This window comes from Bradyrhizobium sp. AZCC 1721 (genome assembly GCF_036924715.1).
In the GTDB taxonomy this organism is placed as follows: domain Bacteria; phylum Pseudomonadota; class Alphaproteobacteria; order Rhizobiales; family Xanthobacteraceae; genus Bradyrhizobium.
The window spans coordinates 1779312-1804939 of record NZ_JAZHSB010000001.1 but is presented as its reverse complement, the minus strand read 5'-3'; the positions used below and the strand labels follow the sequence as shown (position 1 = coordinate 1804939).

At 62.9% G+C, this 25628-nt stretch carries 27 protein-coding genes and 1 pseudogene; 16 read left to right on the top strand and 12 right to left on the bottom strand.

Annotated elements, in window-relative coordinates:
- The first annotated feature begins 449 nt into the window (after positions 1-449).
- From V1273_RS08835 to V1273_RS08820, 4 genes are read left to right on the top strand one after another with little or no spacing between them, the layout of a single operon-like run.
- Positions 450-1106: a TetR/AcrR family transcriptional regulator gene (locus V1273_RS08835; RefSeq protein WP_334367401.1), complete on the top strand. Its 657-nt coding sequence runs from the start codon at positions 450-452 to the stop codon at positions 1104-1106.
- Positions 1103-2962 carry a molybdopterin-dependent oxidoreductase gene (locus V1273_RS08830; protein WP_334409295.1) on the top strand — a complete coding sequence of 620 codons (1860 nt, stop codon included), beginning with the start codon at positions 1103-1105 and terminating at the stop codon, positions 2960-2962. Before V1273_RS08835 ends, V1273_RS08830 begins: the two co-directional genes overlap by 4 nt.
- On the top strand, positions 2959-3795 hold the full coding sequence (locus tag V1273_RS08825; protein WP_334409293.1) for a xanthine dehydrogenase family protein molybdopterin-binding subunit: 837 nt from the start codon (positions 2959-2961) through the stop codon (positions 3793-3795). The genes V1273_RS08830 and V1273_RS08825 overlap by 4 nt, the downstream gene beginning before the upstream one ends.
- Entirely contained in the window at positions 3792-4715 is a 924-nt protein-coding gene (locus V1273_RS08820; protein WP_334409292.1) for an FAD binding domain-containing protein, read from the top strand. The genes V1273_RS08825 and V1273_RS08820 overlap by 4 nt, the downstream gene beginning before the upstream one ends.
- A gap of 37 nt (positions 4716-4752) precedes the next feature.
- Here V1273_RS08820 and V1273_RS08815 read toward each other — a convergent pair whose 3' ends face one another.
- Positions 4753-5367, bottom strand: a complete 615-nt coding sequence (locus V1273_RS08815) for a hypothetical protein (RefSeq protein ID WP_334409290.1) — start codon at positions 5365-5367, stop codon at positions 4753-4755.
- Between the two features lie 21 nt (positions 5368-5388).
- Here V1273_RS08815 and V1273_RS08810 point away from each other — a divergent pair, with 21 nt between their 5' ends.
- Both V1273_RS08810 and V1273_RS08805 read left to right on the top strand, forming a co-directional pair.
- Complete coding sequence (locus tag V1273_RS08810) at positions 5389-5907, top strand: type II toxin-antitoxin system VapB family antitoxin (protein WP_334409288.1); 519 nt, start codon at positions 5389-5391, stop codon at positions 5905-5907.
- Entirely contained in the window at positions 5904-6305 is a 402-nt protein-coding gene (locus V1273_RS08805) for a type II toxin-antitoxin system VapC family toxin (RefSeq protein ID WP_334409287.1), read from the top strand. Before V1273_RS08810 ends, V1273_RS08805 begins: the two co-directional genes overlap by 4 nt.
- 64 nt (positions 6306-6369) lie before the next feature.
- On the opposite strand, the gene V1273_RS08800 is transcribed toward V1273_RS08805, so the two are convergent.
- Positions 6370-7635 (bottom strand): extensin-like domain-containing protein, encoded by a 1266-nt coding sequence (locus tag V1273_RS08800; RefSeq protein WP_334383458.1) that lies wholly within the window; start codon positions 7633-7635, stop codon positions 6370-6372.
- A gap of 353 nt (positions 7636-7988) precedes the next feature.
- Positions 7989-8813 (bottom strand): DUF2147 domain-containing protein, encoded by an 825-nt coding sequence (locus V1273_RS08795; RefSeq protein ID WP_334409286.1) that lies wholly within the window; start codon positions 8811-8813, stop codon positions 7989-7991.
- 187 nt (positions 8814-9000) lie between these two features.
- On the opposite strand from V1273_RS08795, the gene V1273_RS08790 reads away from it, so the two are divergent.
- Positions 9001-9735 carry a DUF2147 domain-containing protein gene (locus V1273_RS08790; protein WP_334383460.1) on the top strand — a complete coding sequence of 245 codons (735 nt, stop codon included), beginning with the start codon at positions 9001-9003 and terminating at the stop codon, positions 9733-9735.
- Positions 9736-9893: 158 nt separating this feature from the next.
- Here V1273_RS08790 and V1273_RS08785 read toward each other — a convergent pair whose 3' ends face one another.
- Positions 9894-10406, bottom strand: a complete 513-nt coding sequence (locus tag V1273_RS08785) for an NUDIX hydrolase (protein ID WP_334367390.1) — start codon at positions 10404-10406, stop codon at positions 9894-9896.
- Positions 10407-10474: 68 nt separating this feature from the next.
- The gene (asd, locus tag V1273_RS08780) at positions 10475-11344 is read right to left on the bottom strand and encodes an archaetidylserine decarboxylase (RefSeq protein WP_334412185.1); all 870 of its coding nucleotides are present in this window, start codon (positions 11342-11344) and stop codon (positions 10475-10477) included.
- 34 nt (positions 11345-11378) lie between these two features.
- On the opposite strand from asd, the gene V1273_RS08775 reads away from it, so the two are divergent.
- Complete coding sequence (locus tag V1273_RS08775; protein ID WP_334367389.1) at positions 11379-13043, top strand: aminotransferase class III-fold pyridoxal phosphate-dependent enzyme; 1665 nt, start codon at positions 11379-11381, stop codon at positions 13041-13043.
- A gap of 358 nt (positions 13044-13401) precedes the next feature.
- Here the strand turns inward: V1273_RS08775 and V1273_RS08770 are convergent, their stop codons facing one another.
- The 3 genes from V1273_RS08770 to V1273_RS08760 form a co-directional block, all read right to left on the bottom strand.
- A complete protein-coding gene (locus V1273_RS08770; RefSeq protein WP_334367388.1) occupies positions 13402-14019 on the bottom strand; it encodes a hypothetical protein in 618 nt (205 codons plus the stop codon).
- Positions 14020-14139: 120 nt separating this feature from the next.
- Positions 14140-14829: a class I SAM-dependent methyltransferase gene (locus V1273_RS08765; RefSeq protein ID WP_065749648.1), complete on the bottom strand. Its 690-nt coding sequence runs from the start codon at positions 14827-14829 to the stop codon at positions 14140-14142.
- Positions 14830-14889: 60 nt separating this feature from the next.
- Entirely contained in the window at positions 14890-15945 is a 1056-nt protein-coding gene (locus V1273_RS08760; protein ID WP_334409285.1) for a glycosyltransferase family 4 protein, read from the bottom strand.
- A gap of 130 nt (positions 15946-16075) precedes the next feature.
- Here V1273_RS08760 and V1273_RS08755 point away from each other — a divergent pair, with 130 nt between their 5' ends.
- The 6 genes from V1273_RS08755 to V1273_RS08730 all read left to right on the top strand — a co-directional run bounded on the left by V1273_RS08755 (position 16076) and on the right by V1273_RS08730 (position 21882).
- Positions 16076-17476, top strand: a complete 1401-nt coding sequence (locus tag V1273_RS08755; RefSeq protein ID WP_334367386.1) for a TAXI family TRAP transporter solute-binding subunit — start codon at positions 16076-16078, stop codon at positions 17474-17476.
- A gap of 167 nt (positions 17477-17643) precedes the next feature.
- The gene (locus tag V1273_RS08750; RefSeq protein ID WP_334409284.1) at positions 17644-17820 is read left to right on the top strand and encodes a hypothetical protein; all 177 of its coding nucleotides are present in this window, start codon (positions 17644-17646) and stop codon (positions 17818-17820) included.
- Positions 17821-18240: 420 nt separating this feature from the next.
- Positions 18241-18807 carry a hypothetical protein gene (locus V1273_RS08745; RefSeq protein ID WP_334409283.1) on the top strand — a complete coding sequence of 189 codons (567 nt, stop codon included), beginning with the start codon at positions 18241-18243 and terminating at the stop codon, positions 18805-18807.
- Positions 18808-19015: 208 nt separating this feature from the next.
- Positions 19016-19195, top strand: a complete 180-nt coding sequence (locus V1273_RS08740; protein ID WP_213287814.1) for a hypothetical protein — start codon at positions 19016-19018, stop codon at positions 19193-19195.
- 295 nt (positions 19196-19490) lie between these two features.
- On the top strand, positions 19491-20165 hold the full coding sequence (locus V1273_RS08735; protein WP_334367382.1) for a L,D-transpeptidase: 675 nt from the start codon (positions 19491-19493) through the stop codon (positions 20163-20165).
- Between the two features lie 148 nt (positions 20166-20313).
- Positions 20314-21882, top strand: coding sequence for a DUF4403 family protein (locus tag V1273_RS08730; protein ID WP_334409279.1), 1569 nt, complete (start codon positions 20314-20316; stop codon positions 21880-21882).
- A gap of 131 nt (positions 21883-22013) precedes the next feature.
- Here the strand turns inward: V1273_RS08730 and V1273_RS08725 are convergent, their stop codons facing one another.
- From V1273_RS08725 to V1273_RS08715, 3 genes are all read right to left on the bottom strand, one after another.
- Complete coding sequence (locus tag V1273_RS08725; protein ID WP_334383463.1) at positions 22014-22229, bottom strand: dodecin family protein; 216 nt, start codon at positions 22227-22229, stop codon at positions 22014-22016.
- Between the two features lie 196 nt (positions 22230-22425).
- A complete protein-coding gene (locus tag V1273_RS08720; protein ID WP_334409277.1) occupies positions 22426-22965 on the bottom strand; it encodes a PRC-barrel domain-containing protein in 540 nt (179 codons plus the stop codon).
- Between the two features lie 96 nt (positions 22966-23061).
- Positions 23062-23439, bottom strand: a complete 378-nt coding sequence (locus tag V1273_RS08715; RefSeq protein WP_334367379.1) for a PRC-barrel domain-containing protein — start codon at positions 23437-23439, stop codon at positions 23062-23064.
- 167 nt (positions 23440-23606) lie between these two features.
- On the opposite strand from V1273_RS08715, the pseudogene V1273_RS08710 reads away from it, so the two are divergent.
- A pseudogene (locus V1273_RS08710) lies at positions 23607-24463 on the top strand (ATP-binding protein); the annotation flags it as partial.
- A 23-nt stretch (positions 24464-24486) separates the two neighbouring features.
- On the opposite strand, the gene V1273_RS08705 reads toward V1273_RS08710, so the two are convergent.
- Positions 24487-24681 (bottom strand): hypothetical protein, encoded by a 195-nt coding sequence (locus V1273_RS08705; protein ID WP_334367378.1) that lies wholly within the window; start codon positions 24679-24681, stop codon positions 24487-24489.
- A 353-nt stretch (positions 24682-25034) separates the two neighbouring features.
- Here V1273_RS08705 and V1273_RS08700 point away from each other — a divergent pair, with 353 nt between their 5' ends.
- Positions 25035-25553: a transglycosylase SLT domain-containing protein gene (locus tag V1273_RS08700; RefSeq protein ID WP_442893713.1), complete on the top strand. Its 519-nt coding sequence runs from the start codon at positions 25035-25037 to the stop codon at positions 25551-25553.
- Positions 25554-25628 lie beyond the last annotated feature (75 nt).

Below are 25628 nucleotides of genomic sequence, written 5' to 3'. Positions count from 1 at the left end.
GATACACGGCGCGTCAATCACGCGTTTAGAATTAGTATTTCTCCAAACGGGTTCGACTGGCGATCATCAAACCGAAATTAGGATTGGTATTGATCTAAATGAACGCGCGACAGTTGTAGTGGCGCGCGACGCGTGATTACGCGCGCATGGTGGAGCCCGTAACGACAAGAGATCGATTGCTGGACCAATGCCCGAAAGACCATCCGAAGCGACCGACGGCGCAGCGGAGATTGGTAAGGAACCGGGAAGAAACAAATCCCCCGGAAACCAAAACTGCAATCGACGGCTGCTCTTCGGCGAGGCTGGAATGAGATCCATAAGGGGACCGTACGACTGCCGGACCCATAAAGTGCCATCCTATCAGTGACATCACGCTGGCCGTCGCGGTACCGATCCCCGTTCGCGATCTCGTCATTTGACACTTCTCCTATTTTTGTCAAAATCGTCAAATGAGCGCCCGTACCCGCATTCTCGATGCCGCGATGCTGGTGTTTCGCCGGCACGGTTTTCGGCGCTCCTCAATCGAACAGGCGGCGGACGCCGCCGGGCTGACGCGGCAGGCGCTCTACCATCATTTCAAATCCAAGGAAGCGCTGTTTCGCGCCGTCATCGAACGGCTGCATGAGGAAGCGCTCGCCGCCGAAATCGCCGCGGCCGGCGCCGCCGAGAAGCAAGGCGGCAGCCTCGCCGATATTCTCGTCGCATCGGTCTCCGCTAAGCTCGGGCAATTGGCCGCTTCGCTCGACGGCTCGCCGCATGTCGAGGAATTGTTCTCCGAACATCTCCTGCAGGCGCGCGACCTCTATCAGAAATATGCAGCCGCCTATGCGGATCAGCTCGCCGCGACGATCACACGCGTTTGCCGCAAGCAGGGCCTCGTTCTCCACGCCGGCATGACGCCGCGCGAGCTTGCGCGATGCGTGGAGATGGCGGTCAACGGCACCAAATCCGCCTACCCCGCGATGCAGCCGGCCGATGCCTTCCTGAAGGATCTGGAAATCATGCTGCGCACGCTGATCGCCGGCGCCCTCGGCCCGGCGAAACCGCGCACGGCCAAGCAGAAGCCAGTCAAGAAATCCGCCCGCAAACCTGGAGATCGCAGATGAGCACCATGACGATCAACGGCAAGCTCGCTTCCCTCCCCGACGATCCCGATGCGCTGCTGGTCGACGTCGTGCGCGACGCGCTCGACCTCACCGGCACCAAGCTCGTCTGCGGGGCCGGCGTCTGCGGCGCCTGTACGGTGCTGGTCGACGGCGGGCCTGCCGTGAGTTGCCTGATGCCGGCGCGCACCGCCGCGGATCGAAACGTGACCACGGTCGAAGGCATCGGCGCGGAAAAACTTCACCCGGTACAGAAGGCCTTCATGGCGCACGACGCCCTGCAATGCGGCTTCTGCACGCCGGGCTTCATCGTCGAGGCCGCGGCGTTTCATGATTCATGGCGTGCGGCCAAGGGAACGGCGGTGCCCTCGCGCGAGGAAATCGGCGCGGCGCTGTCGGGGCATCTCTGCCGCTGCGGCGCCTATGACGGCATCTTCCGCGCCGTGGCGGACGCCTGCGCCGGCCGCTTCGACGGCGAGGAGTTCGTTCCGCCGCGCATGGAAGCGCGCGACAAGGTGACGGGGTCGGCGAAGTATACCGTCGACATCCATCATGACGGCCAGCTCGAAGGCGTGATCCTGCGCTCGCCATTTGCGCATGCGCGCATCGGTGAAATCGATCTCACCGCCGCGCGCGCCATGCCGGGTGTGAGCGCAGCGATCTCGCTGCTCGGCGACGACCGCATCGTTCGCTTCGTCGGCGAACCGATCGCCGCAGTCGCGGCCAGAGATCGCAAGACGGCGCTGGCCGCCATCGCTGCCATCAAGCTCGTAAGCGAACGCCTGCCGTCGGTGATCGGGCTCGATGAAGCGCGCAGGGCCGATGCGCCTGTCGTGTTCGAAAAATCCGCGCGCAAGAAGGCCGGCAACGTCTCCGAAGGCGGCGGTGCGCCGGCTTCCTGGAAAGGCAACATCCGCGGTCCCTCGGCGGCGTTCTCCAAGAAGCCGAAGAAGGTGCGAAGCTGGATCGACAGCGCGCGCTCCGCGAACAACCCGCTGCTGGTGGAGGGCACCTTCCGCACCGGCACGCAACAGCATGCCTGCCTCGAGCCGCATGCGGCGGTCGCGCGTTTCGACGGCGACCGTCTCACCGTGCATGTCTCGACCCAAGCGGTGTTTCACCTGATGGAGCTGATCGCCAAGCGCTACAAGCTCGACCACGACAAGGTGCGCGTGATTGCCGACCATGTCGGCGGCGGCTTTGGTTCGAAGGCTGCGCTTGGCGTGGAAACCACCACCGCGATCGAGCTGGCGCGCGAGGCCAAGGCGCCGGTGCGCGTCGCCTACGATCGGCACGAGGAGCTTTCGGTCACCGGCTATCGACCGGCGGCGGAGATGAAGATCGCACTGCTGCCGTCGGAGCAGGGCGAATTGAAAGCGCTTTCGTTCGCCGCTTATGCCGATACAGGAGCTGCAACCAATTCAACCATCGCGGCACTGGCGCGCCTGATTTATCCGGCGGAAGGAAAGGAGCTCGCCGATTTCGACGTCATCAGCAATTTGCCGGCTGGCGCTCCCTTCCGCGGCCCCGGCGGGCCGCCGATGGCGTTTGCGCTGGAGCAGGCGATCGATGAAGCGGCGGTGCGCATGAATATTGATCCGATTGCGCTGCGCAAACGCTGGGATCCCGATCCTAACCGTCAACGGCTGTACGATTGGGCCTCAAACCTGGAGGTCTGGCGCAACCGCAAGCCGGTCGCCGCACAAAGCGGCCGTTATCGCCGCGGCGTCGGCGTCGCTACCGGCTACTGGCTCTATCTGTGGCAGCCCGGCTCCAAGGTCGAGGTAGCCGTGAAGGGCGGGCGTCTAATAGCGAGCACCGCGACGCAGGATATCGGCACCGGCACACCCGCACCGTGATCGCCAATGCGCTCGCACGCGAGTTCGGGCTGGAGCCGCATGAGGTCGAGGTCCGGATCGGCGATTCAAAGCTGCCGGAAGGGCCGGGCTCGGGAGGCAGCCGGGTCACGGCTTCGGTGATCCCACCGATGCTGCTCGCCATCGAGCAATTGAAAGCCGCGATCCAGCAGAACGCAAAACGGCGACCGGTCCCCGGCTCCAACGCGCCATGGCGCGAAATGCTCGCGGCCTCGCCCGACCTCTCCGCATCAGGTGTGCGGCCGGAAGACTCCAGGCAGATGGCGCCGGGCATCCAGTCGCCGCTCAAGCAGGCCGGCTTCATGGGGTGGATCTTCGGCTGGATGATGCGGCGCTTTTCCAATCTTGCTATCGGTGCCGGCATGCCGAGCTCGGTGCAGGTTGTCGAAGTCGAAATCGATACCTGGCTCGGCCATGTCAGCGTCGTCAACGTTCATACCGGCATCGCGGTCGGCAAGATCGTGGCGCCGGCGCTGGCGCGAAGCCAGGCCACTGGCGCCGTCATTCAAGGCATCGGCTACGCGCTCTATGAAGCACGCGAGGTCGATTCCCGCACCGGCGACGTGCTTAGCGGCGGCATGGAGGACTATCGTATTCCCGGGATCGCGGACACGCCCATCATCGACGTGCATTTCGACCAGCGCGGATTCGATCATGTGCTCGGCGGCAGTGTCGGCATCGGCGAGGTCGCAACCGTGCCGACCTCGCCCGCGGTCGCCAATGCCATTCACCACGCGACCGGCGTTCGGCTGACCGAAATGCCGATCCGCCCCGACCGTCTCGTCGCCGCGCTCAAAGGGAGGGCCGCCGCATGATACCGACAGCCATGACCACCACGCAAGCCGGCGAATTCCGCGCCGCCGGCACCGACCTCTCCGAGCGGCGCCGCAGCGGCGTCTCGACGGGGCCGTTGATCGATATTGCCGCCGCACCCGACATGATCGGGATGCATTGGGACACCGATGGCAGTGTGCGCCTCGGGGCCTTCACCACCATTGCCGCCATCGCGGCCGATGCACGCCTCGCCGCGGCGTATCCGGGCATCGCCGCATCCGCGCAAGGCTTGGCGACGCCGCAGGTCCGTCACTTCGCCACCCTCGGCGGCAATCTCGCGCAACGTTCGCGCTGCTGGTATTTTCGCAATCCGCACATCGCCTGTCTCAGGAAGGGCGGACCGGATTGTCCCGCGCGGTCCGGCAATCATCTCTACCACGTCGCGTTCGACCTCGGCCCCTGCGTGGCGCCGCATCCCTCGACCATGGCCGCGGCACTGCTTGCGTATGAAGCGAAAGTGATGACCGACCAGCGGAGCTCCCTGACAATGGGAGACCTCCTCGGCGACGGCTCCAACGGTACCGCCGACAACGCGCTGCAGCCGGGCGAGATGATTAGGAGCGTCGCACTTCCCTCGCCGCTGCAAGGCGAGCGCGCGCTCTACAAGCGCGCGATCAGCCGCACCCATGCCGAATGGCCGCTGGTCGAAGTCTGCGCCCGCGCCGTGGTCAAGGACGGCGCATTCCAGTTCGTTCGCCTAGCCGCCGGCGGCATCGCCCCGGTGCCGCTGCGGCTTGCGGCTGCGGAAGCGGCGGTGCAGGGGAAGCGGGCCAATGTAGCAGCGATTGCCGTTGCCGCAGAACGAGCGACGTCAGGTGCAAAGCCGTTGCCGATGACAGGATACAAACTCGATCTGCTGAAGGGCGTCGTGCAGGATCTGCTGGAGCGGCTGGCTGGGTAATTTTGGCATGCGCTCATTTATGACGGATTGAGGAGCCTCAGGCATTGAAGTCCGTATAACCGCCGGAGGATTCGTGGGGAGTTGAATAGCCCGCAGACCGCTGCGCGATGGCCGTCTGTCGTTCCGCCATCATTGCTTCGAAGGCCGCGTCCAGTTGCGCGCGGGTATAGTCTGTCGACGTCGTCTGACGTGGTTTCCATGCAGATTGCGCGATCGCGGTGGACGCCTTCTCGACCGTGCCGCCCACAGCCTTTGCGATACGCTCCGCACGCCATTGCGCCAAATCGGGACCGCCATTCAAGCCGGGAGGATCTTGCAGATCTCCAACCCTTCCTGCGGCCTCGTTCGTCATCGCCGAGGGGCCGCCGTTGTAGAGGGTCGCAACGACCTTGCCGTTGACCTTGACGGTCGCATAGATGTTTTGCGGGGCATTATCGGGCACGTCAGTTGCAATGGTCGAGTTAGCGGCTTGCATCCTTAGCCAACTCGTCGCCATCAGGTCGCGAAGCTCGGGGTTGTCCTGGACCGACATGATCTTCAGTCCCGAGATGTCGAGCGCCTTGACGGCTGAAACTGGAATTCCTGGCTTCGCATTTCCTGCTGCCGTGCTTGCTTCTGCACCAGCCACAGGCAACGCATCTGCCGGCGTCAATGTCGTCCTCGATGGAGATGCTTGCGCGAGGCGCAAATAGCTCCCGGCATTGGCTGTACTCGTAATCACGGATACACCTTTCCCTTGGTAGTTTCAGGGGAAAGCAATCACCATGCCAGCGTGGAAACGATTGATAAGGCTGGCGACTTCTTTCTCGGAAGGGGCACCGCACCGGAAAATCTTGCCGACATTCGGCAGCACTTTCCCATCCATGCCGTAGATTTCGCGGGCCCTTGCGCTAATGGTAGAATTTCCATATATTTCTACCATCAACATGAGGCGGCGGCTATGCACCTGAACATCAAGAACGATGAAGCACATAAGCTGGCTACCGAATTGGCTCAGCTCACGGGCGAGAACCTTACATCGGCTGTAACCGTGGCGTTGCGTGAACGTTTGGCTCGCGAGCGTCGACGGCGCAACACCGACAATGTCGCCGCACGGCTGATGAAGATAGGCAGCCGATATGCGGCCTTACCCGACAGTGGACGAAGCCCTGAAGAGATTCTTGGATACGACGAAAACGGCCTGCCAACGTGATCGTCATTGATAGCTCTGCAATCGTTGCGATCTTCCGGCAGGAAGATGATGCCTCGCATTATGCTCGATGCATCGCTACCGACGATGATCCAATCATGTCGTCCGCCAACGTCGTAGAGACTTCGATTGTGCTGCGCGGACTGAAGAAGGTCGCTCCGGACAAGGCGGAGCGATGGCTGGATGACTTCATTGAAGCGGCGGGAATCCGGATCGAACCGGTAACGCAGGAACAGGCGCGTGCGGCCCGCTCAGCCCACGTACGGTTCGGAAAAGGCACCGGCCATGCTGCAACATTGAACTACGGAGACTGCTTCTCATACGCCCTGGCAAAGGAAATGAATGTTCCCTTGCTTTGCAAGGGAAACGATTTTCGATTGACGGATATTCGTATTGTCTAGCTAGCCGCGTCCGTCTTCGTCCATCGAAGCCAGAGCGGAAAATCGCTCCTGCACGCGACGAATTCTAATGATCCTCGTACTCGTCTTCCTCATTGACCTTGCTGTTGCCCCTGAACCAGCGCGAGATCGATTTCTTGGCTCCGAGCGATCCCGTCGAATACGGATCGCGTGACGCGTAAGGGTTACGCTGGGCGCGCGCGGCGACCTGTTCGCCTGATACCGCGGCGGGCTGACAGATGGTGCGGCGCGAGGGACGGCGCATCAGGTCGACGTGAATGTGATCCTCGTGGTGGGAGTTGGAGCCCGGCGCCAGCACGGTGTTGAACTGCTGGCAGGCGGCCGCCTGCACGTCGCGCAGAAAGCCCTGCTCTTCCGGCACGCCGCGCCAGCCGCCCTTGACCGTGATGCGCCTGCCGTCGGCGAGCGTGAAGGCTGCGATGTCGAGCGCGTTGCCGAACGCGTGCTCGGAAATATGCGCATGCGGATTGCCGTTCATGCCGCGGCAGGAATAGGCCGAGATCTGCTTGATCTCGACGACGCGCACGCCGAACCAGCGCATCGCCGCCGGCTGCACGGAATCGGTGAGCCAGCGGTCGAGCGCGGAGACGATCGGACACGCCAGCGTCGCCGCCGGCTTCATCGAGACCTGACCGAAGGCGCTGACGGAATTGCCTTGCGGAGGCCCGAGCCGCGGCGCGGCCGGCGATGGCGGATAGGATGGCGGCGGATACGGCGCAGGAGACGGCGCGGTATAACGGTCACGCGGTGGATAGGACGGTGGCGCCGCATAGCCGCCGCCGTGTGGCGTCGGCACGCCTTCGGGCGGCAGATCGATATCATCCTGCTGCGAGGCAACACCCGGTGCGGAGAGCGAGATCGGACCGTTCGACGACGCAGCATAGTTCGGCTGGCGCGGCGCCGGATCCGGATAGTTTCCAGAATAGCTCCCAGAAGAGTTCCCGGAATAGTTTCCGGAATAGTTTCCTTGGGACGGAGCCGCTGCCGGGGCGCGCGCGATCGGCCAGCGCGGCTGATTACCGATATTGGCGGGCGGCCGCAGGCTTTCGTCGGCAAAGCCGAAAGAGGTGTTGTTTTCGCCGAGCGCCGCCACCTTCAGCGGATATTCCGCGCCGCACACGCCGGGACCGGAGATCGGATCGATCCGGACGAGCTCCGGGCTCTCTTTGACCGCGCCGGACTTCAGGCAAGCGATCTCGGCCTCGGTACGCCACGGTTCGCGCTCGGCGGACTGAAAAAATCCGCGGCCACAACCCGCTAGCGAGACGAGGACGAAGGAGCCGACGAGATACAAACGAACTCCGCGCGTCATCCCGCGCACGTTCAACCAATTTATTTAAAGACTCTTCAACATGTTGATTTAACGATTTTTTTACCACGTTGCCGGGGCTTCCGGCCGTCGAGAGCCCTGGATGGACAGCGGCGCTGACTTTTTGGGCCGGGAACGTTTTGCTAACCTTAAGTGTTAGGTGCGGGCAGACGTGAACCCAGGGAGCCTTCCCAATGGATTTCGTAGGTCCTCTCGTCAGCAGACTTGGCCTTGTAACCGCGTATGTTGCAATTGCCTTCGTCGGCGCGATTGTACTTGGCGTGTTCTAGACTACCCGTCCAGACAATGGACCCGAACGCCCGGTGACCAAGTCACCGGGCGTTTTCGCGAGCCATTCATGAGCGCGGCTCGGACACCATCACCAGGCTGTCAGCGCGGCGCATGATGCGGCTCCAATTGTTACCGGAGCAGTAGAAGCGGAGAAACGCGCAGGCCTCGACGCGAAGCGTATCGATCCTCTTCATCGACATCGTGCCGTAATACGTCTCGCCGCTGTCCTGGCTGTAGACGCCGCCGGTCCATTGCCTTTCCGTCTTCGGCTTCATGTTGATCAGAATAGCCTCACCCTTCTCGTTCGAGGATGAATTGAGCACATAGCCGCACAGCGCACTGCCGCATTTTCCGATCCGCACCCTTCCCTTGCCCTCGGTTTGCCAGTCGCCGATCGGCGAATCCGAAGGTTCATCCTCGGCCTGACGCGAGACGCGTTCAGCCTGTAGCGCAGGCTGGACAGTTTCGGCCGGTTTCGCAGGCGGTGGCGGCGGCGGCAATGGAATCGAAACCTGCTGAGCCGGCGGGGGCGCAGGCGGCAGTGGCGGCGGTGGCGCCGCGACGATTTGCGTCATCGATGCGGCCGGGGTGTAGACGGCCGGCGGGGGCGCGGCGATGGCCTTGGGCGGCTCCGATGGCGGCACAGGCGGCGAAACCGTCTGTGGTGCAGGCTTCGCCGGCATGGCCCCATCGCGATCATTGCCATGGCGGTCGCGTTTGTGGCGCCAGTTGAGGCTTCTGGAGACCGACATCGAGGCACAGGACGTCGAACGGCAATGCCTGGAGGATTCGATGTGCACCCGATGGCTGCCGATCTTGAATGAAATCGCGCCGGCATGGGCTGAAGAAGCAAGCAGCATCAGCACGGCGAGAAAACAAAGCTGTTTCATCGAAGCCTCCCGCGGATGATCGCGGAAAATTAGTCGCCGGGAACTTCGGCTGGATGTGATTTGAATCACCGAGCCACTTCGGCGCTGCCTGATGCTTCGTGACCTGCATCACAGAGCTTATCCCTGTGCCCGCGTAGGGTCCGGCCACGTTCACCGCCACCGCGCACAAGCCGCTCAGGAGGCTCTCATGAAGAAGCTGTACATCCTCGCCGCATTGTTGATGGCCACCACCTCGGCGCATGCGGGCGGCATTACCCTCCAGATCAACGGCGAGCGCATTCGTGTCGAATCGCCGCGCAGCTGCAACGCCATTTCCTGCATCAAGATTACCGCGCCCGGCTATAACGGCACGCTCGGCAACATCGACCTCAAGGGCTTGGGCTCGAAGAGCAAGGACGACGATGAGGTCGTCGCGACCGCGCCGGCCAAACCCGCGGCACCCGCTCCTGCACCCGCCCAGGCCGCCGCGCCGCAGCCTGCGGCTCCCGCGGCACCAACTGCAACGCCTGCGCCCGCTCAAACCACCGTCGCGGCCGCGACGCCGGCACAAACCGAAGCACCGCCCGCTCCGCCTCCGCCGCCCGCCCCGGCCGCCGCCGCGCCTGCACCGCAACCGGCCGAGGCCGCAGCGCCCGCTGCCGACTCGCCGATCGGCGTCTGGGCGACGGAAGAGAACAAGGGCAACGTGCGCATCGAGCAATGCGGCGCCAACCTGTGCGGCTATTCCGTCAACACCGGGGAAAGGATCCTGATCAACATGAAGCCGCAGGGCAGCAAGTGGACCGGCCGGATTCATGATCCCGACAGCGGCCGCAACTACGACTCGACGATCGCGCTGAAGGGCACCAGCTCACTGCGCGTCCAGGGCTGCGCCTTCGGCGGCATGTTCTGCGGCGGCCAGACCTGGAAACGCGTGAGCTGATGAGGACGTTCCCCGGACGCGGTGCGCCACGCGGTGGTGCACCGCAGAGCCGGGGTCCACGTTTTCCAGGTGGCGTGTGGGTCCCGGTTCTGCGAAGCAGCGCTGCCGGACGATGCTTCGCATCGCCGGAGCGCGCTGCATCGCGCCCGGGACACTAGTTAGCGGAATAACCGAAGCAGATTTTGAAGAAAGCCCACACGCTGGGCTTGGGGCACCTCGACAGGGTGCACCGACATCGGCAACGCTACGCCTTCCACACCATTCGCCGCTGCCATTGCGATCGGCCCGACATTTTCCAGAAACGCGCGCTCATAGCCGCGCGACAGCCGTTTGACGGCGTCGGCGAGCGGCAGCCAGTCCACCGCCTTCACGTCGCGCATCGGTGTGCGCGTGGGCAGATCACCCGCCTCCATGCGCCAGTAATGCACCACCTTGGCGCCGCCGCGCGATTCATAGGCCAGCGTACCCAGAAATTCATGCACGGCAACGTCGTGCCCGGTTTCTTCCATCACCTCGCGTTCGGCAGCGGCGCGCGGCGTCTCGCCGTCGTCGAGCTTGCCCTTCGGCAAGACCCATTCATTGCGCTTGCGCAGGCGCACCACGGCGATCAGCGGCGGCTCCGCCTGCCGCAACACGATTCCTCCTGCCGCCATGACAGGCGCTCTCGCCATCTATCTCTTCCCGCTTTTTCGCAACTGCGACCGCGAGCATATAGAGACAATAGTTCCGAGAATCGAGCTTAAACCTGCGGCTTTCGCAACAGTCGTTCGCCGGCGCGGATGCGCCCGCCCTCCGCGACGTTGTCGCAAAATTCGAAATTCTCCGGCGCCAGCACGATGATGGTCGAGCCGTGCTCGAACCAGCCGAGCTCGTCGCCTTTCTTGACCCGCGCAAGGCAGGCGAAGTCCACCGGTCCCCTGCTCTGCGCGTTGAGTGTGACATCGAGGAAATGCAGGCGGATGCTGGCGACGAGAATGGCGGCAACCGGTACCAGCGTCAGCGCCTCGCCCGATGGCAACCGCGCCTGCAGCACGGCGCGCTCGTTCTTGCAGAACAGACGCTCGACCCGCTTCAGCGCGATCGGATTGACGTTCCAGACATCGCCGTGGATAAATGTCACCCTCTTGATCGTGGCGTCATACGGCGCGTGAAAGCGGTGATACATGCTCGACGTCAGCCTGAGCGTCAGGAATCGGCCGTTGCGATGCTGCTCGACCAGCGCGGGATCGCCGAGCAGGTCGATCAGCGAGTAAGGCGCGCCCTTGATCTGAAACAGCTCGGTATCGGCGATCTTGCCGAACGCGCCGATGATACCGTCGGACGGGCTGACGACGACGTGCGGGTCGGGATCCGCCGGCCGCAGCCCCGGGCGCAGCTCGCGCGTAAAGCAATCGTGCAGGCTCTTGAATTCGGCTTTCTTGGCTTCCGACAGATCAAGATCGGAAAACAGCCGCCAGCAGCCAATCGAGAAATCACGCACGAGCGGATTTTCGATCTTGCTGAACCAGCCCATGAAGCGGGTCAGCGCCGCCCGCGGGACCCGGTTGGTCAGAAGGAAATTGAGGTCCTCCTGCTGGGTGAAGCGGGCGATCAGGCGCCGGACTGTCATCAATCTGTCAGCAGGATTGGCTAGCGCTTCAGGCATGGATTCGTCCCTTCCGATTCTTTCCCTGTCCGCCGCTGCGGTTGCTGGCGCCGCGGCAGTGTTCCCCAAATTGCAGGCGCGGCTGGCGCTGTCGCGCGCAAAGCACCGCTCGCTGACCGGGCATTCCAAAATGTCCAAGATGGTCGCGCGGCTGGTGCCGCACTACGAATTCGATATCGATAATTTCTTCGCTTCCGACGGCGCGCCCAGCGATGTCGCCATGCAGCGGCAGGACGCCTTCTTCCGGCTCGCCTGCCTCTATGAGGAGCGCTACGCCAAGGGCCGGCAGATGACGGCCGAGGCCGCGACGCACATCTCCGACCTGCAGTTTACGGAAACCTACCGCGTCCCGTTCCAGTACAGCCGGCTGGTGCGCGAAAATCTCGGCACCGGCGCCTTCATGCAGTCTTCCGCCGGCGTCACCGTCACCGATGTCGACGGCAACATCTTCTACGACCTGACCGGCTCCTACGGCGTCAACATTTTCGGCAACGACTTCTACAAGGAGTGCATCACGGAAGCCGAAAAGCGCGCCCGCGCGCTGGGTCCTGTGCTCGGCCCCTATCACCCCGTCATCACCGACAACGTCCGCCGGCTGTGCGAGATTTCCGGCCTCGACGAAGTCTCGTTCCACATGTCCGGCACCGAGGCCGTCATGCAGGCGGTGCGACTGGCGCGCTATCACACCAAACGCTCGCATCTGGTTCGCTTTGCCGGCGCCTATCACGGATGGTGGGGCGACGTGCAGCCCGGCGTCGGCAATCCGGTTTCGCCGCATGAGACCTATACGCTCGCCGACATGTCGGAGCGCACGCTGCATGTGCTGCGCACGCGCAAGGACATCGCCTGCGTGCTGGTCAATCCCTTGCAGGCGTTGCATCCGAACGCCAACGCGCCGGGCGATTCCGCACTCGTCGACAGTTCGCGAAAAGGCGCGTTCGATCGTGCGGCCTATACCGACTGGTTGAAGAAATTGCGCGAGGTTTGCACCCAACGCGGCATCGTCTTGATCTTCGACGAAGTCTTCGTCGGCTTCCGCCTCGCCGCCGGCGGAGCCCAGGAATATTTCGGCGTGCGCGCCGACATGGTGACCTACGGCAAGAGCCTCGCCGGCGGCTTGCCGGTCGGCGTGGTCTGCGGCGCCAAGGACTTGATGCGGCGCTTCCGCGACGATCGCCCCGCCGACGTCTGCTTTGCCCGCGGCACCTTCAATTCGCACCCTTACGTGATGACGGCGATGGACGAATTCCTCAGCCGCCTCGCCAGCCCGAATTTCAATGCCGTCTACCAGGGGCTCGACGAGACCTGGAACGGCCGCGCCAAGGCGCTGAACGAGCGGCTGGCCGCGCAGGATCTGCCGGTCCGCGTCAGCAACATCTCCTCGATCTGGACGGTGCAATATACCGAGCCGTCCCGCTACAACTGGATGCTGCAATACTACCTGCGTGCCGAAGGGTTGGCGCTGAGCTGGGTCGGCACCGGCCGGCTGATCTTCAGCCTCAACTACACGGATGCGGATTTCGCTGAGGTGGTCGACCGGTTTATCGCGGCCAGCGAGAAGATGAAGCGCGACGGCTGGTGGTGGCATGATGGCTCGCTGACGAACAAGGATATCAAGCGGCGGATTCTGCGGGAGATGCTCGCCAAGAGGCTTCGGCGCTAGGAACGCGCTTCCGTCTGCCATCATCGCCTGATCTTGACCACTCTCGTCATTGCGAGGAGCCAACGGGTCAGCGCGAAGCGCCGCCCGATGACAGGCTCCGCGACGAAGCAATCCATGTATCCCCGCGCGGAGAGATGGATTGCTTCCGCCTTCGCTAAAGCTACGGCGGACGAGTCGCTTCGCTCGCAATGACGGGCTGAGAGTTCGTAGCATATCGATCGACTCTTTCGTCATGGCCGGGCTTGTCCCGGCCATCCACGTCTTTCTTGCTACTGACATTGCAGATTGCTGGTGCCCAAGAACGTGGATGGCCGGGACAAGCCCGGCCATGACGCCTCGCTGGATCAAGCCGCGACAATCACGCGTGCTTGACGTGCTTCTCCAGACCCGGATCGATCAGCTCGCCCTTCATGAGAGCCAGCGGCGCCTTGTAGTACAGCTTCAGGTCGCTGAAGGGGTCGGTGAGGATCTTGGTCATCCAGACCAGACCGGTCTCGACGTCGCGGATGAAAAACAGATGGACAGTGCGGAACAACAGCCCGCCGATGCCGACCGCAAGCCAGATCTTGGCGACCTGCCGCATGAAGTCCGCAGGCGACGTCCAGGGCGTGAACAGGCCGAACAAGGTCGGGTCGAGATACAGGACCAGCGGCGACAGCGCCCAGATCGTCATCAGCACGACCTTGCGCTGCAGATTGTAGCCGACCTTGATCTCTTCCTTGTGCTCGTGGGTCGCCTGGTTGACGTGGTCGTAGCCGCGCGGCTCGAAGAAGAAGTGGCCGGCCTGCCGCGTCGTCATCGAGACCAGCCAGCCGACCAGCGCCGAAACCACGGGATCGAAGAACAGCATCGCGTAGGCGAACAGGAAGCTCGCCGCGCTGACGAAGTGCAGCGACTGGTTGATGCGGCTGTGGTGATAGTAGCGATGGTCGTCCCAGCGCTGGGTACGCAGTTCCTGCAGAAAGTTCTTGATCATGTTCTCCCCCAAATTGCGATGGGATCGTTCTACTGAGATTCGATGTCCGGCATGTGACATCATGATAATGACATGTGACAGTTCGCAGCGGCGCGATGGCGCAACGGCGATCAGGGCGCGTCAGGCAGCCGCGGCGACGTCGATTTTCCGAAAGCGCACCAGCGAGAAGTGACCGAGCGGCGGCACCAGGCGGCGCTCCGCCAGCTCCATGCCGCGCGCGCCCGCCAGCCATTGCGCATAGCGCGACCAGGCGAATTCGGCGGTGCGGAAGCCGAGCGGACGCACCACCGGCTGCAGCCGCTGCTCGATGAAGCGGCGCATGCCGGCATCGGCGCTGACGCGGGTGAGGATGATGAGTTCGCCGCCCGGCCGCAGCACGCGGGCGAATTCGTCGAGTGCTTTTTCGGGGTTCGGCACGGCAGTGACCACATACTGCGCCATCACCACGTCGAAGCAATCGTCGGGGAATTCGAGATTCTCGGCGTCCATGACGGCAAGGCCCTCGACGTTCTTCAGGCCGAGTTCATCGACGCGCTTCTTCGCCTTCTGCAGCATCGCTTCCGAAATGTCGGTGCCGAAGATGCGCAGATGCGGCGCGTATAGCGGCAGCGAAATGCCGGTGCCGACGCCGACCTCGAGCACGCGGCCGCCGATCTTGTTGGTCGCCTGGATCGCCGCCTTGCGGCCCTTGCTGAACACGCCCCCGAACACGAGGTCGTAAACCGGCGCCCAGCGATCGTAGGCCTGCTCGACCGTTTCGCGGTCGAAATCCAGGGATCTGGTACCGTCAAGCTTGATGATGTCTGCCATGGTTGGTTCTGCCTTCTCGTCTCACGCGTATGACTTGCGTTGATGGTCGAACTTTTCGGTTCAGCCCTGCACGGCGCTCGCGGCAGGCACCCGGCGCACCGGTCGCAACACGCGACTCGGCTGCAGCGCGGTCAGATTGCCGAGGAACTGCCGCGCGCTGTTTTCCCAGGAGCGCGCCAGTGCAAAATTCCGGCAGGCCTCGCGCGACATCGGCAGCGCGCGCAAGCACGCGCTGCGCAGATCGGTGTCGAGCGCGCCGATCGGATGATCGGCAATGACGTCCTTTGGCCCGGTGACCGGGAATGCCGCGACCGGGGTGCCGCAGGCCAATGCCTCAAGCTGCACGACGCCGAACGTGTCGGTAAGGCTCGGAAATACGAAGACGTCGGCGGCGGCCAGATGCGCGGTCAACTCCGCGCCCTTCTTCTCGCCGAGGAAAATTGCGTCAGGGTATTTTTGCGCGAGCTGCGCCTTCTGCGGTCCGTCGCCGACAACCACTTTCGATCCCGGCAGGTCGAGCGACAGAAACGCATCGAGATTCTTCTCCACCGCGACGCGGCCCATCGTCATGAAGATCGGCCGCGGCAGATCGAGCGTCGCAGGATTATGCGGGTTGAACAATTCGGTGTCGACGCCGCGCGTCCAGAAGCCAAGTTTCCGAAAGCCCCGCCCAGTAAGTTCCTGCCGCAGCGAGTCGGTGGCGACCATGACCGTGGAAGACGCGGCATGAAACTGCCGCAGCACCGCATAGCCGACGGCGGCCGGCAGCCCGGTGCGGACGGCGATATATTCGGGAAAGCGCGTCGTATAGGACGTGGTGAACGAAAGCTTGCGGCGCCGGCAATAGGCGCGCACCATCCAGCCGATCGGCCCCTCGGTTGCGATATGGATCGCGTCGGGCGCCGCCTCTTCGATCCGTCGCGCGATCTCGCGCCGGTTCGGCAGCGCGACGCGTAAGCCGGGATAGGTCGGCACGCCGAGGGAAGGAAACCCGTCTGGGGTGAGGAAGCTGATATCGGCATCGAGCGCAGCGGCGCTGCGCGCCAGCGACGTCAGCGTGCGGACGACACCGTTCACCTGCGGATGCCACGCATCGGTCGCAATCAATATCTTCATGTCCCGGACCCGAGATTAATGATTCTCAAATCCGACGTTCAGCCATGGATATTTCAAGCGTATGACGTCATCGATATGTAAGGATGTTTTTAAGCCCCCTCCACGCATTTTCGTGTAACGTGACAGCGAGATGACAGACCACAACGACAATTCTGCGCGATCCCGCCGCCGGCGGAAGCGAAAGAGCTATGCGCTTCTGATCCTTGCCGCCGGCATGCTCGCGTTCGGCGTCGCCGCGGGCACGTTGTATTACGTGCTGCGGCCGACGACGCTGCGGATTGCGGTCGGCCCGGCCGGCAGCGACGACCAGAAGCTGATCCAGTTGATGGCGCAGACCTTTGCGCGCGAGGGCAGCTCGGTGCGGCTGACGCCGATCACGACGGAAGGGGCGGTGGAGAGCATCGCCCTGTTCACGGACGGCAAGGCCGATCTCGCCGTCGCCCGCGGCGACCTGAACCTGCCGACGAATGCCGAGTCGGTTGCCATCCTGCGCAAGAATGTCGTCGTGCTGTGGGCGCCCTCCGGCCTTCCCGCCAAGGGTTCGAAGAAGCAGCCCACGCCCAAGATCAAGAGTCTCGATGAACTGGCCGGCCACCGCGTCGGCGTGATCGGGCGGACGCAGGCCAATGTCGCGCTGTTGCGCAGTATTCTAAAGGAGTCCGGCATCAATCCCGATAGGGTCACGATCAGCCAGTTCGCCACCAATCAGCTCGGCGAAATGGCGAAAGATCAGTCGGTCGACGCCTTCATGGCGGTAGGCCCGCTCAAGAGCAAGATCACCGTGGACGCGATCGCTGCAACGGCTGCTGCCCGCGGCGAGCCGAAATTCCTGCCGATCGAGGTTTCCGACGCGATCGCCAAGAAAAACCCGATCTACGAATCCGAGGAAATTCCCGCCAGCATCTTCGGCTCTTCGCCGCAGCGGCCGGAAGACAAGGTCGACACCGTTGCCGTCAACCATCTGATCATCGCGCCGAAGTCATTGTCGGATACGGCGGTCGCCGCCTTCGCCCGCCAGCTCTTCACCAACCGCCAGCAGCTCGCGCGTGAATTGCCTACCGCCTCGCAGATCGAGAAGCCGGATACCGAAAAGGACGCCGCACTACCGGCGCATGCTGGCGCAGCCGCCTATATCGACGGCAACGAGCGAACGTTCCTCGAAAAATACACCGACTACATCTGGTTCGCGATCCTGATCCTGTCGGGCTTGGGCTCGGCCGGCGCCTGGTTCAAGCACTACTGGAACAGGGACGAGCGCGAAGTGTACGTAGGCCATCGCGACGAACTGCTCGACCTGATTTCTAGGGTACGCAAGGCGGAAACGCCGGAAGAGCTGGCGGAGATGCAGAACACAGCCGACGGCATATTGCGTCACGCGCTCGATTGCTATGACGACGGCGCAGTCGAGGACGGCGACCTCTCGGTGATTGGGCTCGCGCTCGAACAATTCCACCACGCGGTCGCTGACCGCCGTGCGGTCCTTGCCACCGGCCAAGCCGACATACCGCGAATGCGCGCTGGCCAGGCTTGATTGGTTAGGTGGGCTTTCCCCCTTCGATTAGATTTGCCGGCGCCGGACGTATTGCGGCGCTCTTCCTTTCTTTCCCTTCTCGAATGTCGGCCACGACCTAACATTTGTTAGGTCAGCCTCCTGTTCTCCGTGCCACCGTCACGGAAAATTAAGACAGGCAGTAGACAATGAAGGATTATCAAACCCATTTGGAGAAGCTGCGCAAAGACACGGCCGAATGCGCGCTTGTCAGGGACTTGGCTATCGACAAAGCGAAGCGCGAGATGTTCGACCGGCTTGCGCGGCATCTGGATCAACTAGCCGACGAGGTTGAGCGGGCCATGAATGCTCGAAAAACCGGCTAACGGTAGTGGCGCGAGTATGCGGGCAAAAACGCTACTCGTTCTACTGGTTGTCACGGCGCTAGGGGCTTACATTGTAGGCCGCCACAGCAGTCCCGTGAACGACGCGGCAGTCGTGCAGCCACAGCCTCCCGTGGCCAAGCCCGTTGCCTTCGCGGGGCCTGTATCACCTCCTTTGCCACGACCGAGACCCCAAGCGACCCTAACAATCCGTTCCACACCATCAAGGCGCTAGCCGAGAAGGCTACGCCTGCCATGGTCGAAAGTTACAGGCAAAGGCAGGCGTCGCTTGTTGATCAGCATCAAGCATGCGCATGTACGTGATGATGTGCTCCTCGTCATACTCAGTGAGGGCTGGTCCTGTTGGCGCTACGTCAGCGGGCGCCTCAAGCTATGTGCCGCCTGAGAACTACTCGGATGCGGATGCCTGAAGAAGGCATCAAGGCTCACAGGTTCGCCGCTGTCCTGCCAAAGCAGCTTTTGACCGAGGCTAGCCGCCACCGCGATGCGGTGGTGCCCGCCGACCAACGTGCCGTCATGCGTTGCCTTGGCGACGATCTCACCGGTCTCGTTCACGATGTTTCTCATAGCCGAATAGCCCTGTCAGGATCGACTTCTGCCATTCAGCGATCAACTCGCGGCTTTCATGTCCGTTCCTGTGCCCGCAATGGTGCGCAGCCGGTCCAGCCTTGTGCCGAGCGGCTGCGCATTGCAAAGCACGTCATGCCCCCCATGGCAGAGGACGATAACCTCGTCCACCACCAACGTCCCGACCACTCCAACTCGCTGCGCCTATTGATCCGGTTGAAGTCATCGCCCCGAAAGCTGATCGCCTCCTATTGGGACGATCTGGAGCATGAGGGCGAGAGAACCCAGCTCGCCTTGGCCTCGGCTGTGAAGGTAGAAGCCAAGCGATTATCAGCGTATAGCCCTAGAACGCACCGGCTCCAATATGACGGCTGCATGACACAGGGATGCCGCAAATGCTGACCGATCCTCGTTTTCAACATGAGTAAAACGTAGAGATCGATGTTACGCCGCGTGCGTGGAGAAGAGCACCTTTTGCTGCGCCAGTACTTCCGCGCGGCAACTGCATCAATAAGGCGAGTTGTACATTACTCTCTTCCCTTACTGACCGCGCGCCATCAAGCCGCGATCCTCCCTCATATTAGTCCGTTCGTATCAAGAGGACCTAACATTGAGCCAACGCACCGTTGGAATGCCGGAATTTAATGAATTGATCGATATGGCGCGGTTGCTGGTGAACTTGTGGGAAGCCGCGCAACGGCTGCCTGAAGGATCAGAGCGGCGGGAAGCATTCAGACAGATCAGTGGCTTCCAGAGGCGGGTGGCGGCATTGGTTACACGCGCCCTTTAGGCTCTCAGGGATGGGAGAAGGTGGCATAGGCGCCGTCTCTTAGAACGCCGATGCTTTGCATCGGCTATGGCGCCGGATGAAGGGGTTGCCTCCAAAGATCACCCGTCTCGAATGAGCTGATGCTCATTCGATCCACCCTCTCCCACAAGGGGAGAGGGCAACGAAACCTTAACGAAACAATTCCCTAACGCCACGAAACCATTTTGGCGATTTCGTGCAAATGTCCTGAAACGGTTCATCGGTAGAGGTTTCCCCAACGACGCGCCGAACTGGTGCGACAAACAGGGGGACGATCATGTCCAATTCATTGATACTGAGCCGCTTCGCGGCCGCCGCCTTTGGCGCGCTGGCGATTGGCGCCACCGCATTTTCCACGCCCGCCACTGCGGCTCCGCTGCCGCTGTTTCCGTTCTTCCTGCCCCAGATCGAAGCGGCCCCGCCGCCGGTTGCCGCTGCGCCTGAGGAAGAAGAGCGCTTCGAGCTGCCGGCCCGCCTGCGCCGCCAGGTCGTGAACTACTACACCCGCGAGGCGCCGGGCACGATCATCATCGATACTCCGAACACCTATCTCTACCTCGTGCTCGGCAACGGCCAGGCGATGCGCTACGGCATCGGCATCGGCCGCGACGGCTTCACCTGGTCGGGCACCCAGACCATCACCCGCAAGGCCGAATGGCCGGCCTGGACCCCGCCCCCGCAAATGATCGCCCGCCAACCCTATTTGCCGCGCCACATGACCGGCGGCCCGGGTAATCCGCTCGGCGCCCGCGCGATGTATCTCGGCGGCACCATCTATCGCATCCACGGCACCAACGCGCCGGAGACGATCGGCACCCGCGTTTCTTCAGGCTGCCTCCGCCTCACCAACGAAGACGTCATTGATCTCTATTCCCGGGTCAGCGTCGGAACCAAGGTGATCGTGCTGCCGATGACGGATCGCCGCGCCGATCTCGGCCGGACCATCCGTTGAGGCATTAGCTTTTCTTAATGCGAGAAGCGGCCCTGGCGTTCGCCGGGGCCGTTTTGCGTTGACCTAAGGTCGCGGCAATGTGCAGTGGCGTCCCCCTCGCCACCCCTGTAAAACGCTGTGGGGCGATTCATTGGGGTCCGGGGGCACGATGCACCTGCCGATGCGGGTCAAGACCATTGCGATCGCGCTTGCGGTCCTCGTCATGTCGTTTGTGGTCAGCCTGAAGGTGATGGACTTCGTCACGCCTCGCGCCACGAACAGCGCGCCCGCGCTCGCCGAATTGTCGCCGCTGCCGCCGGCGGCGCGCGCATCCACGGTGATGGCGCCGATTGCGATTGCGCTGTCGGCGATCCGCGATGCCGCCGATCGCGGCGCGCCGCGCAATTTCGCCGGCAAGGCCGACAATCCGATTTCGCAGATCCTGCAAAACGCCGACATCGGCTGGACCGCGTCGCGCGGGCCGATCGCAGCGACTGGCGCGCAGGACGTGCTGTCGCTGGCGACGCCGTTGACGGGCACACTGAACGTAACCGGCTCGCTGTCGGCGAAGGCGACGGGTGCGGTTGGCGAAGCACTCGGAAGCCTGCTCGGCGGCAACGTCTCCAAGCAGATCGGCAGCGTGAATATCAAGAACCTCAACGCCAGCGCCGAGATCAAGGGCAACGTCGTCATATCAGCGCGACCACAGATCGCCGCGAACTGGCGCATCGAGCCTAATCTCGCAGCGCAGGTCAATCTCGGCGACACCAGCCTCAGCGTGGCCGGCGCGCGCGTCAACGTGCCCGCGCAGGTGAAGCCGTTGATCGACCAGAATGTCGCCGAGCAAATCGCGCTGGTGCAGGCGCGCATGCGCAACGATCCGACTTTCGAACGGAACGCGCGGGTGCAGTGGGCCAAGGCCTGCCGTTCTATTCCGCTGCAGGGCACGACAGCCGGTTCGACGATGCCGGCGCTGTGGCTGGAATTGCGCCCCACCCGGGCGGTTGCCGCGCAGCCGCGCGTCGATGCTTCGAACCTGACACTGATGCTCGGCATCGAGGCGGAAACCAGGATCACACCGAGCGAAACCAAGCCGTCCTGTCCGTTCCCCGCTACGATCGCGATGGTGCCACCGACGCCGGGACGGGTCGCGATCGGCGTGCCCATCGACATGCCGTTCACCGAGATCAACAAGATCGTGGAGGCGCAGTTCGCCGGGAAGACTTTTCCTGAAGACGGGTCGGGCGCGGTCGACGTCACGGTCAAGCGCGCCACCGTGGCCGCTTCCGGCGACCGCCTGCTGATCTCGCTTCTGGTCAGCGCCACGGAAAAGAAGAGCTTCTTGGGCCTCGGCGGCGAGGCCAATGTGCATATCTGGGGCAAGCCGGTGCTCGATCAGCCCGAGCAGACGCTGCGGCTGACCGACATCGAACTCGCCGTCGAGTCGGAGGCTGCCTTCGGGCTGTTGGGCGCCGCGGCGCGCGCGGCCATCCCGCATTTGCAGAAAACGCTGGCTGACAAGGCTGTCGTCGACCTCAAGCCGTTCGCCGGCAACGCGCAGAAGAAGATTGCAGCAGCGATCGCCGATCTTCAGAAGAACGAGAACGGCCTGCGGGTCTCGGCCGAGATCAGCAAGCTGCGGCTCGCCGGCATCGCCTTCGATTCCAAAACGCTGCGCGTGATCGCCGAAGCGGAAGGCGCCATCGATGTCTACGTCAGCGCACTGTCGGCGCTGTGATGTTGCAAATTGTAGGGTGCGCAAAGATCGTAGGGTGGGCAAAGCGCAAGCGTGCCCACCACTTAAGGCAACAATCGTGGATAAATGGTGGGCACGGCGCAAGCGCCTTGCCCACCCTACGAAACTGCCGACTACGCCCCCTCGAACTTGAATGAGACTTTCAGCTTGGCGCGGTAGGCTTCCACCTTGCCTTGGGCATCAAGCTGCAAGTCAAGCTGGACCACTTCGGCAACACGAAGATCCCGCAGGGTTTCTCCGGCGCGGCTGACCGCGCCAGCGGCGGCCTTCTCCCAGGATTCGCTGCTGGTGCCGATCAGCTCGATGACCTTGTAGACGCTGTCCGCCATGTCGTCCTCCCGTTGACGCAGGATCATGCAAGACAGGAGGCAGATGCTCCTGCCACGATACAACCTATCATCGGGAAATCCGCGCAGATAGGATGCGCTGCACCATTGCGCGAACGGGCATTTCCAAACTCAAATGGCCGGGCGGCGTGATGCCGTCCAGCCATTTTGAGGGAGCCTGGTGTTTAAGACCGCGGCCTCATTCGGTCGAGTACTTGAACTCCGGCATCGCCTTTAGCTGATCCTTCGTCGCGCTGAACACAGCGTGATCCGGATACCACGGATTCTTCTTCGGCGCGGCAGGCGCCGTCGCGGCACCCGTCGTGCCAGTGCCTCCCCCTGCGCCTGTCCGTGCGCCACCTGTAGCGGGCGCACCCGCGGTGCCGGTGTAGGCAACCGGCTCATCAACGAACTTCACCTTGTCGATGGGCACCGCAACCAGGTGCTCGCCGACGCCGAGGAAGCCGCCGACACCGATCACGGCTGCTTTGATATCGCCGCTCTTGTCGGTCAGGAGATCATTGATCGAGCCGAGGCTTTCGTTGCTATCGTTGTACACGTTCAGGCCGACCAGCTTCGAAGCCCGCCAGGTACCCTTGAACGACGAGGTATCGGTTGCAGCCGCAGGTGCGGCGGTCTTGGCGCTGTCAGTCGTTGCCGAAGGACTTTGCTGCGCAAACGCTACACTCGCCAGCAACGCGGACGCCGCGAGGCCGGCAACGGCAGTTTTCGTTAACATATCCGTTCTCCTCAGTTCAGAAACGCTTCGAGGAAAACCCGGCACTTCAACAAGTGTTCCACGCGTTTTCGCATGAAACACGCCGATCCGACTGCATCAGAAGCCGCCCCAGTAAGGCGGCATACGGTAATAGCGATGCAGCTCGGCTTCCTTTGCGCGATCGCCCCAGTCGAAATCCTTGTCCGCACGGAATGACGGCGCGCGCCTCAACTCTTCATCGTCGATGTCGAGTTCGTAGGCTTCGAACTTCGTGTTGTAGCGAAGCCGTCCCCAGGGCAGCGGCAGCAGATTGGCTCCGAGGCCCAGAAACCCGCCGAAACTCAGGATTGCATACGATACTTTACCGGTGACCTTGTCGATCATCAGCCGTTCGATGTGGCCGATCATGTCCCCGTTCGGCCGGCGCACCGCGGTCCCCTCGACGCGGTCGCTCGCGATCAACTGATGCGGCTTGGCCATGACATCGCTTGCCATCGGACCCTCCACACATCTGTATAGAACCAACGCTGCAGTGCGTTACCGGTTCCGCCCTCGACAAATGAGACAACCATCCTTTCCTATTCGACAAAGGATGGTTGCAAGGCGCGGCGAGGGAACGTCAGCTCTGGTGTCGATCAACAGTGCCGAGGAAGAGGCGGTGGTCGATGCTCGGGCTGTGGGCGGCGCGGGGGCGCTAACCGCGCCGCTGTCGTCGTTTGCGAAGGCGGCCGAAAGTTTCAGCCTGAACGGCACCGAGGCGCCGCTTCCCGAACGCGGCCCGGAAGAAATCCGCTTCCTGGCGAAGGCGCTCAACCGGATGCGTCAGCGCATCACCGGCCTGCTCGACGACCGCATCAAAATGTTCGCCGCCATCAGCCATGATTTGCGAACGCCGATCACGCGGATGCGGTTGCGCGCAGAATTCATCGAAGACCGCACGCATCGCCAACGCATGCTCGGCGATCTCGACCAGATGCGCTCGATGCTGGAATCCGTGCTGTCGTTCCTGCGCAACGACCGCGGGCTGGAAGCGATGACGCTGGTCGATATTGCCAGCACGCTGCAACTCGTCACCGACCAGTTTGCCGACATCGGGCACAAGGTCGCTTATGACGGCCCCGCGCATGCGATGGCGACCGTGCGGCCCGACGATCTGCATCGCAGCATCACCAATCTGGTTGAGAATGCCGTCCGCTTCGGCACCGAGGCGACCGTCCGCCTGCGCATGTCACCGGATTTGTCACCGAACTTGCCACCGGACTTGGCGATCATCGAAGTCGAGGACGACGGCCCCGGCATTTCGGATGTACGCAAGAAGGATGTGCTGGAGCCGTTCGTGCGCGGCGACGACGCCCGCAACATGGACGAGGCCGCAGGTTTCGGATTGGGGCTGTCGATCGCCAATGCTGTGGTGCTGGCGCATGGCGGCGCGCTGTCGCTGCACGACCGGCAGCCGCACGGACTGCTGGTCCGGATAGAACTGCCGGTGCAGCAGCGCAGCCGGCGACCGGCCGCCTAACGATTGCAGATTAATTGAGCCGATCAGGCCGCGAGCGCGTCGGGATCCGCGTCCTCGTAAATCGCGATCGCCTCGAAGCGATAGTCGCAGGCGCGGCAGAACCAGAGGAAGGACGCGCGACCCGGGCTGCTTTCGACCCAATCCGGTCTCGCGATCGGCTTGCCGCACTGGGCACAGGGATTTCCGCGAGGCAGATAGCTGGAGTCGAGTCGAGCCATGGCGCATCTCCCTAGACTTCGGACGTCGTAACGACGTCTCGCTTTTTGAATATCGTTGAATGGACAGGTTTGCTGTCGGAATGAATTGGCTTTTGTCCCGGCGTCTTCTTTACACCTTGACTGCGTCTTTTGCACGACATTCCTTGCGCGTCCGCATGACGCAGATTCACGTCGCTCGATGCAATGCATCGCACGCACAACGTAAGCGTCCCGCTGGACGTGCTCGTTAACACATGCATCGCCCGCAGACATCTCGCCGTAATGCCGTCCGTTTTTCGCCACATCTTGGCCCGCCGGTGGAACTAATCGAAAGCGCCACTCGTTCACGCGTCCATCCGCCGAGATCAATTTTTATGAAAAGTTTTCTGAAGTTTGTCTGGCTTTCCGCCATGGCAGCGCTCCTGGTTTCACCCTCGGCAATGGCGCAGAGCCGCGCGCAATATCAAAGCATGGTCGCCGCCCACGCCGCCGCCAACAACGTGCCGGAAGCGCTGGTGCACCGGGTGATCGTGCGCGAGAGCAAGTATCATCCGAACCTGGTCGGACGCGGCGGCACCATCGGGTTGATGCAGATCAAGCTGCCGACCGCGCGCGGCCTCGGCTACACCGGCGACGCCGCGGGGCTGCGCGATCCCGACACCAATCTCGCCTGGGGCATCAAATATCTCGCCGGCGCCTATCGCGCCGCGGGCGGCGATCACGGCCGCGCCGTGCGTTACTATGCGAGCGGCTATTATTACGCCGCAAAGCGCCAGCGGCAGGAGAAGCCGCTGCAGATCGCGCCCGTGCTGGCGAGCGGTGCGACGCCGAAAATCGTCGCCGCGCCGGTCGGAACGCCGGCTGACGCGAACGCGCTGCAGGCGACAAAATAGCTAAATCTCGTGTCCCGGGCGCGGTGCAGCGCGTTTGCGCTGCTCCGCAGAACCGGGACCCAATACTAGCCGTCC

Coding starts and splice junctions, on each gene's coding strand:
- V1273_RS08745 (WP_334409283.1), top strand. CDS start 18,241: ATGCCTGAAGAAGGCATCAAGGCTCACAGGTTCGCCGCTGTCCTGCCA.
- V1273_RS08770 (WP_334367388.1), bottom strand. CDS start 14,019: ATGATCAAGAACTTTCTGCAGGAACTGCGTACCCAGCGCTGGGACGAC.
- V1273_RS08830 (WP_334409295.1), top strand. CDS start 1,103: ATGAGCACCATGACGATCAACGGCAAGCTCGCTTCCCTCCCCGACGAT.
- V1273_RS08835 (WP_334367401.1), top strand. CDS start 450: ATGAGCGCCCGTACCCGCATTCTCGATGCCGCGATGCTGGTGTTTCGC.
- V1273_RS08750 (WP_334409284.1), top strand. CDS start 17,644: ATGAAGGATTATCAAACCCATTTGGAGAAGCTGCGCAAAGACACGGCC.
- V1273_RS08795 (WP_334409286.1), bottom strand. CDS start 8,813: ATGAAACAGCTTTGTTTTCTCGCCGTGCTGATGCTGCTTGCTTCTTCA.
- V1273_RS08715 (WP_334367379.1), bottom strand. CDS start 23,439: ATGGCAAGCGATGTCATGGCCAAGCCGCATCAGTTGATCGCGAGCGAC.
- V1273_RS08775 (WP_334367389.1), top strand. CDS start 11,379: ATGGATTCGTCCCTTCCGATTCTTTCCCTGTCCGCCGCTGCGGTTGCT.
- V1273_RS08820 (WP_334409292.1), top strand. CDS start 3,792: ATGATACCGACAGCCATGACCACCACGCAAGCCGGCGAATTCCGCGCC.
- V1273_RS08705 (WP_334367378.1), bottom strand. CDS start 24,681: ATGGCTCGACTCGACTCCAGCTATCTGCCTCGCGGAAATCCCTGTGCC.
- V1273_RS08730 (WP_334409279.1), top strand. CDS start 20,314: ATGCACCTGCCGATGCGGGTCAAGACCATTGCGATCGCGCTTGCGGTC.
- V1273_RS08755 (WP_334367386.1), top strand. CDS start 16,076: ATGACAGACCACAACGACAATTCTGCGCGATCCCGCCGCCGGCGGAAG.
- V1273_RS08800 (WP_334383458.1), bottom strand. CDS start 7,635: ATGACGCGCGGAGTTCGTTTGTATCTCGTCGGCTCCTTCGTCCTCGTC.
- V1273_RS08765 (WP_065749648.1), bottom strand. CDS start 14,829: ATGGCAGACATCATCAAGCTTGACGGTACCAGATCCCTGGATTTCGAC.
- V1273_RS08760 (WP_334409285.1), bottom strand. CDS start 15,945: ATGAAGATATTGATTGCGACCGATGCGTGGCATCCGCAGGTGAACGGT.
- asd (WP_334412185.1), bottom strand. CDS start 11,344: ATGACAGTCCGGCGCCTGATCGCCCGCTTCACCCAGCAGGAGGACCTC.
- V1273_RS08790 (WP_334383460.1), top strand. CDS start 9,001: ATGAAGAAGCTGTACATCCTCGCCGCATTGTTGATGGCCACCACCTCG.
- V1273_RS08720 (WP_334409277.1), bottom strand. CDS start 22,965: ATGTTAACGAAAACTGCCGTTGCCGGCCTCGCGGCGTCCGCGTTGCTG.
- V1273_RS08725 (WP_334383463.1), bottom strand. CDS start 22,229: ATGGCGGACAGCGTCTACAAGGTCATCGAGCTGATCGGCACCAGCAGC.
- V1273_RS08785 (WP_334367390.1), bottom strand. CDS start 10,406: ATGGCGAGAGCGCCTGTCATGGCGGCAGGAGGAATCGTGTTGCGGCAG.
- V1273_RS08735 (WP_334367382.1), top strand. CDS start 19,491: ATGTCCAATTCATTGATACTGAGCCGCTTCGCGGCCGCCGCCTTTGGC.
- V1273_RS08700 (WP_442893713.1), top strand. CDS start 25,035: ATGAAAAGTTTTCTGAAGTTTGTCTGGCTTTCCGCCATGGCAGCGCTC.